Annotated in this window: 6 protein-coding genes; all 6 read right to left on the reverse strand. The window is 38.4% G+C overall.

The annotated features are described in order from the left end of the window. On the reverse strand, window positions 1-1600 hold a 1600-nt coding region (locus tag RHS_RS22190; protein WP_047834400.1), incomplete at its 3' end, for a histidine kinase. A gap of 176 nt (window positions 1601-1776) precedes the next feature. After that, entirely contained in the window at window positions 1777-3567 is a 1791-nt protein-coding gene (locus tag RHS_RS22195; protein ID WP_027295815.1) for a sensor histidine kinase, read from the reverse strand. Between the two features lie 126 nt (window positions 3568-3693). After that, a complete protein-coding gene (locus RHS_RS22200; RefSeq protein ID WP_027295814.1) occupies window positions 3694-4521 on the reverse strand; it encodes a carbohydrate ABC transporter permease in 828 nt (275 codons plus the stop codon). Then, window positions 4521-5378, reverse strand: a complete 858-nt coding sequence (locus tag RHS_RS22205; RefSeq protein ID WP_242849149.1) for a carbohydrate ABC transporter permease — start codon at window positions 5376-5378, stop codon at window positions 4521-4523. The genes RHS_RS22200 and RHS_RS22205 overlap by 1 nt, the downstream gene beginning before the upstream one ends. A gap of 66 nt (window positions 5379-5444) precedes the next feature. Further along, window positions 5445-6830 carry an ABC transporter substrate-binding protein gene (locus RHS_RS22210; protein WP_027295812.1) on the reverse strand — a complete coding sequence of 462 codons (1386 nt, stop codon included), beginning with the start codon at window positions 6828-6830 and terminating at the stop codon, window positions 5445-5447. Between the two features lie 102 nt (window positions 6831-6932). Continuing rightward, window positions 6933-7790, reverse strand: an 858-nt coding sequence (locus RHS_RS22215; protein ID WP_047834401.1) for a family 78 glycoside hydrolase catalytic domain, incomplete at its 5' end; no start/stop codon positions are given.

Genomic DNA, 7790 nt, shown 5'->3' on the forward strand with positions numbered 1-7790 from the left:
GTGATAAGACATAAAATATTCTTTCCCTGGTCATCCCTGCTCCGTTATCGATAATCCGAAGCACAGCATCCTCCCCTTCTTTTTTCCCTATTATCTGTATATGACCTCCTTTCATCTGCCGGGAAAATCCATGGGTCAGGCTGTTTTCTACCAATGGCTGCAATAGCATTTTAAAGGTTTTATACTCCAGGATATCGGCGTCGATCTGGAACTCAGACGTAAAAGCCTTCTCATAACGCTCTTCGTAAATGTTCAGATAATTTTTAATACAGTTTATTTCCTCCTCCAGGGTAACAATATCCTCTTTCTTACTGATGGAATATCTTAAAATCCGGGAAAGAGAAGTAATCATTTTACCGATATCCTTTGCCTTTAAATCCTTTGCCATCCAATTAATAGTATCCAGTGTATTATACATAAAATGCGGATTAATCTGGGCATTCAGTGCCTGTATATGGTATTCCTTTTCTTTTTTATTCGCCTCATTATTTTTCTCAATCAGATTTAAGATCCGGCTGTTCATATCATTAAAGCTTCGATACAGGCTTCCCACCTCATCCTTCTGATCAATATACAATTTATTCTTCATAAAATCCGGATCCGGCGTATTCATCACAACCACCATTTTCTGTATCGGCTTGATAATATATACCTGTATTGCCACAGCCCCGAAAACACAGAACAGCAATACTAACAGAATCTGTGCTGCAACAACGGAAACAACCCATTCCCTTGTTTTCAGCACCTCATCTTTTTTAATCATTGATATATAATTCCAGTCATTATAAGCGGACGCCTGTTTTACAACTATGTAAGGATTATTCCTGTAATTTTGTTCCGTATAACTATCTTCCGATTTCAGGATATCGGACAACACACTTTTATCCAGGGACTCATCTAAGGATGCATCGTTACTCCAGATGATATTCCCTATATCATCCGCTATCAATAATGTGGACTTATCTTTTACTTCCAGCTTTTCAAATAAATCTTCAAATAAATCAATGTTTATGTTCAGTATAAATTCTCCCCGTTTCGCCCAGTTATGACTGATATCTTTTACCAGCATGGCACAGGATATATAACTCATTTCCTCCTTAGTGCTTCCCTTTGGCTTCACCTGAAATGTAGAAATCCATCCAAGACTCCCATCCAGTTCATCTATTTTCTGCACCCATTCCGGATGAGAATGATAAACGTCAATATAGGATGCCCCTGAATAGCTATCCTGAAAATAGGTCTCTCCGTTCGCCGCGAAAAAGTAGGCACCGTCAATATGGTCTGCGCTCTTTAACAGATTACGCAGAAATTCCGTAATCTCCACGTAATCAATCGGGATCTTCTGATTTTTATTTAGATTCTTTAAAATATCTTCATCATTATAGATGGTGCCAATAATTCTTTCGTATTCTTTAAGCTGGATTTCGGCTGCCTTTGATACCACCGATAATTGATTATACTGGCTTTCATACTCTTTTTGCAGCCAGCTGCTGGTAATCATATTATACAGCCAGAAACTGATGCAGCAAAAAGGCAGGATAATAAACACCAGCAATATCAGAAAAAACTTTTTCTTGATGGATAGATCGTTGAATTTCAACTGCATGTCCTCCTTGACGAATATGAATTAAATTATGATTTTATTATAAACGCTCGCGGGGGTTTGTACAACTCTAATAGATGATGAGGTTTTGGTGGAGATTAAAAAAGTGCCAGCTATACAAATTCTCTATAGCCGGCACTTTCCTGTACGTTATAATGATAAATAATTAGTTTTTAGAATCTGTTCCACGGCGCTGATAACTCCACTTCTGCACCCTGCTCGTTATTCCTGATCTTCAGATCAGCACATTCTCCATAACATAGCAGCAGCCGAAGATAGGTGTTTACAATCCCCATTCCTCCTATTTCCAATTCTAATGATTCCTTTTCCAGAAAAATTTTATTCCGTACCCTGACCATCTGACTCCTGATTTCCGATAAAACAGCTTCTTCAAATCCTTCTCCGCTGTCCTTTACTGTAATTTTCCATATATTTTCTTTTATAACGCCATAAATAGAAACGTACATTGTTTTGGTCGTATTTTTATATCCATGATTTAGCGCATTTTCTACCAAGGGCTGCAGGATCATTTTTGGCATTTCCATTTTCATCATTTCTTCATCTATATCAACAACACATTTCAGTCTGTCCTCAAACCTTTTCTCCATTAACATTAAATAATTTTTTGTGTAGTCTATTTCATCACTTAAAGTAACTGTCTTCTGTCCCGTTGATGTGGTGTAACGCAGCAGATTTGCAATTGCCTCACAAATTTCTCCAATCTCATAATTTTCCTGTTCCATTCCTTTATTTGAGATCATATTAAGAACATTAAACAGGAAATGGGGATTAATCTGCGCCTGAAGCATATCCAGATTTGCTTGCAGCACAAGAGAATGATTCTGTATTTCACGCTCAATGGAATCGTTCAGTCGTGTTCTTAAATCCTGAAAAGACTGATTCAGTGCCTCGATCTCATTCCCCTTATTTTTTAACACAATCTGTTCAGGCAGATTTCGAATCTCAATTGACTCCATACACTGTTGGAGTTCCCTGATGGGTCTGGTCAGATACTTTGAAAAAACACTCATTCCAATAAAAGCAATAAAGGCACTGATCAACCCAATAGCAATGACTATCCTGCGCATGTCGTATACCGGACTCATTAATTTACTGTAATCCTGTACCAGCAAAATTGTGATTTTCCAATCAGGAATTATTTTTTTTCCAAATATTTCTTTATTATTTAGATGGGGATTTTTGTAATCCGTAACCTGATCAATTCCCCTGTCAGCAACTTCCTGATAATACTCCAGCAGTCTTGTATTTTCAACATTTTTTTGATATAATACCTGATCATCATTTAAGACAACAATACGATATTCCTCCTGCTGAGGCAGAATAAAAATATTTTCAAACTCTTCGTTTTTTACCTGTACTTCAATATATCCCATATCAATGTTATGGCCTCTTAACACTCTCGCCAGACCAAAGACTTTTTGGTGTGAATTTTCCCAGGGATCATCATACGGCGCTATTAAAATACTTTTCCCCTGGGCCTGTTGCGCCTGTTCTTTCCACGGCAGTTGGTTTACAATACTCTTACTATTTTGTGGTTTGACATAATTATTATTATTACTGGTAAAAAAATCCCCTTTTTTATTAAATACATTTACCCCATAAAAATTCTGTGATAAAGAATCCCGGTGTATAATCTGATTAATATTCACTTGGGCTCTATTAATATCATAGGCATCTTCTATCGTATCCGGTTTAATATAGGTAATGGTGGCCATTTCCTCCATAAACTCCCTGCTCGCAATAAAATCCCATGAAATAAATTCCATGGGTTTTAGCAATTGACTCAGTTGATTTGCCAGTTTATCTGTCATGACCTTTAAATTTTCTTTACTGTTTTCTTCCAGTGTTTCTGAACTGTAGTAATAGAAAACAACACTGATTGCCATGATTAATACAATTGTAACGATAGAGAATGCTGCAAAAATTTTATTACGAAAGCTCATCCTATTGTCCCTCTTTACTTTAGAGCGTGTCTTATAATTTTGCACCTTAAAATACGAACTCCTTTCCAAAACCGTACGTGTGGGATTTCCACCCACTAAACCAATCGCCCTTTTTTCTGGACGCGCTCACCCCTTAACAGCACCAGATGTCATTCCACCAATAATCTTTTTATTGAATATGAGAAATAGAATCAGCGGTGGGATTGTAATTAAAACAACGTCTGCAAAAACTAAATTCCAGGAACTTGCATACTGCCCCATAAAATTATAAATAGATGTCTGCACTGTGACATTTTTCGCACCCGGAAAGAAATATAAAGGATTCACAAAATCATTAAATATATTAACGGATACTAAAATAATAACAGTGGATGTTACAGGTTTCAATAAGGGGAAAATAATATTAACAAAAAACTTCATTCGTCCACATCCATCCATTAGTGCTGCCTCATCTAATTCCTTTGGAATCGTGGCAATATAACCTTTGTAAACCATTATGGAAAATGGTGTAAATAGTGCTACTTCTACTAATATAATGCCAATAAGTGTTTTAAACAAACCAAGTCCGCTCAAAACCCATATGGTGGGGACGATAGCCGGAGGCATCATGAGCCCGAGCATAAACACCAGATTAATAATTGTTACAGGCTTACCTTTGCGTCTCTGTAGTACAAATGCTGCCATGGAACATACGATTATCATAATTGCCAGTGAGAAAAAAGTAATAAGCGCGCTATTGTAAAATCCCCGTATAATCATACCATGCTTTGTCTGTAGTACCGTTAAATAATTTTCTGCAATATGTAATGTCTGAGGTAAACTCATGCTCATTTCCCCTGCCTCCATCTTATCTTTAAAAGATGTAAGCAGTACAAAGAGAAATGGGATTCCAAAAATGATAAGGGAAAGGAGAACTGCCGAAACTTCTATTAATATCCTCTGGATCCGCTTCATTATAATTCCACCTCCTTTTTTGTCAGGTTTATATATAACGGAACAATTACAATTGAAATTAGCAGGAATAGAATGACATTCCCCGCAGTTGATATACCATAAAATCCGGCGGAATACTGTTTGTATATTATAGAAGCCAGCTGGTCGCTTGCAAATCCGGGTCCCCCCTTTGTCATCGCCCAGACTAGTTCAAAACTTTTCAGCCCTCCAATTAAGGATAACAGGATTACGGTATTTCTGGAAGAACAGGACAGGGGAACCGTGATGTTCCAAAATTTGTCCCATGCATTACCGCCATCTGCCATAAGGGCTTCATTGTATTCCTGAGGAATTGCCATAATACCTGATATATAGATTACGGTTGCCACTCCAACTCCTTTCCAGACATCCACAAAGGCTACTGATAAAAGTGCAAGACTTGGATTCCCCAGCCAATCAACAGACGGAAGATGCAGAGCATTTAATGCCTGGTTAATCAGTCCCCGCGTAGGATGCATTAAACTCAAAAACGTTATTCCAACTGCCAATCCGCTAATGAGATTTGGGAAATATACAATCGTTCTCACAAAATTCTTAGTCTTTAACTTGGAGCACAAAAAATTAGCCAATAAGAGTCCTATCACAACCTTTGAACCGGATGTTACAAAAGCATAAATAAACGTATTCTTAAATCCAATCGATAAAGATGGTTCCATTAAAAATGTTTTAAAGTTCTCAAATCCTATAAACTGCCACTCTGTCAAAGTCCACCTGGTGAAACAGAAGAAAAAGGAAGACAGCATTGGAACCAGAAAGATGATTACAAAAATAATTCCAGCCGGTGCCAAAAACAAGTAAGAGTAAAATTTTTTATTCATCACAACCTCCATCATCATTTATAAAAAAAGATCTGCAAGACATCTGCAGACCTGTTTAAATAATTTTTACCAGCCTTCAAGTCCTAACTGTTTTGCCTGTTTGATTACGTCCTGATCATACGTTTCTGCACATTTCTTAGCATCTGTCATATTACTTGCACACTCAACACATATCTGTGGCAGATTGGGTCCTTTAACAGGAGATTCAAATTCAAGTGCCGAAGCAATTTTCCCGGATTCAAAATAAGGAAGCAAATCTTTGACTGCTGGATAAACATCCTCAGGCAATTCCACTCCTTTTACAACATAAGGACCTAATGGTTTCTCTGCCTGGGCAAATATTTCTACTCCTTCTTTCGATACAAAAAATTCAATCCACTTCTTCGCTGCTTCCAGATTTTCCGCGTTTTTGTTGATATAGTAAGCATTTGGCTGCCATACAGTAAGACCATTTGGATCAGCTGCGTCTCCGGGCTGCGCAAACATACCGATATCATTTATCTGATCAGGATAAGATGCTGCAATAGATGCGAGGGCCCCGGACAACATGGGGAACATGGCTCCACTGCCTTCCGCCAGCATTTTATAAGCGTCCTCCGGAGTTGCTGCCAGGAAGTCTTCATTGAAATATCCTTTTTCACCAATTTCATAAAGTTTTTCAAAACCTCTTAACGCAATGGGAGTATCTGCAAAATTTGCTTTATTGGCGGAATACTTTTCTGCAAAATCCGGCATTTGTGCCTGTACATTGTAGAAATCAGAGAGCAAAATTAACTGAGCCCATCCAGGACTCGCATATGCACCAATTACAGGTGTTTTTCCTGCTTCTTTGATCTTTTCACAATTTGCCAGTAATTCATCCCAAGTATTTGGCACGGTAAGCCCCAGTTCTTCATAAACTTTTTTATTATACATCCATGCTCCCGCCTGTGTGGAGTTTGCAGGTACTCCATAGATCTTTCCCTCTACAGTCACAGTCTTTAGATAACTTTCTTCGATGTTATTGATATAAGGTTCATTTGTAAGATCAAGAAAGTTTTTAGCAGGATCCATCGTGGTTAATAAGGAACCCGAATTAAAAAATGTAATATCAGACATATCTCCCGTGGCAAATCTTGTCTGCCTTATATTCTGTCCCTCTGTCCCACTTGGTATGTCTTCCACTTCTGTCACTATATTATACTTTTCTTCTATAGCAGCAATAACTGCGTTTAACCCCTCATGAGGAGTCTCACGATCCATCAGTAAAGTAACCGTCTGCTGTTCTTTACTACCCTCTCCTTGTGTCCCCTGCGTATCCGCCGGTTCAGATGCTCCTGCTGTTGCTGCACCGGTATCCGGGGTTTTCGCTGCATTTGTTTCCTCAGCAGTACCACCGCTGCATCCGGCAAGTGACATCATAAGCATCGCTGTACTTACAATTAACGCTAATCCTTTACATCTCTTCTTCATATTCTTTCCTCCTAACTATTGTTTGTAAAATTATGTTACCATGGCTGAAAAATTAATTGCATAGACAAACTCACACAGAGGACAGGATTTTTCAGCACTCCATTAAAATACCATTGGTAATTGACGCAGAATATCTTCTTCCATCCCCTCCGGTAAGTTTATTTTTTCTATTCGTACCTGATAAGGGGTCTTATTATCAATCTTTATTTGAAGGACGTTTTCCTCACATATCATTTCAACCTGCAAAATTCCACCGGCTACCTGCATGGAGTATTTTTGTTCCCTTATTATGGTAAAATCCGGACACAGATAAACTACTTTTTCACCACAATCTATCTTCACACCTGCCAGATAACGATAGAACAGGGTCATAGGGCCTCCGCTCCACGCATGATTCCTGGTCCCCAGAATAGCAAAGTCCTCCCACAAGGTTGCATTTTCATTCTGAATGAGAGGCATATATCTGTTCATAATTCTCCTAAACGCACTCCTGGTATATCCCATTTTAAAAAGTGCTTCACTTACATACACCTCCATATAAGGTGTACAATTATAAGTTGTTATCAGAATTTTTTTAATATCCTCATAGTGCTCGCGCTTCGCCAATCCGCTCAGAACAGCCAATGCATTTGCTCTTTCATCTACGATTTCACCCACTCCGTAATAATTGCCTTTCCAAAAATGCTCTTCAAATTTCTGTTCCATGGAGGCCATACGGTTTGTAAGAAAATCATGGTACTCTAACCTGGACAGACATTCCCCAACACGTTTCGCAAAAGAGAGTGCCATATAATACCATGTGTTTTCCAACACAATCTTATCCTGGTTATACAGATGGTCAAACCAGTACCAGTCACCTGTTCTGCTCTCTACGATCCCCTCTTCATTCATATCCCACAGCCTCAGGTAACGAACCATAGGTTCAAATGCCATTTCCAGAATCTCTCTATCCCCGGTAAA

It is taken from the genome of Robinsoniella sp. RHS (assembly GCF_001029355.1).
GTDB classification, from domain to species: Bacteria; Bacillota; Clostridia; order Lachnospirales; family Lachnospiraceae; genus Robinsoniella; species Robinsoniella peoriensis.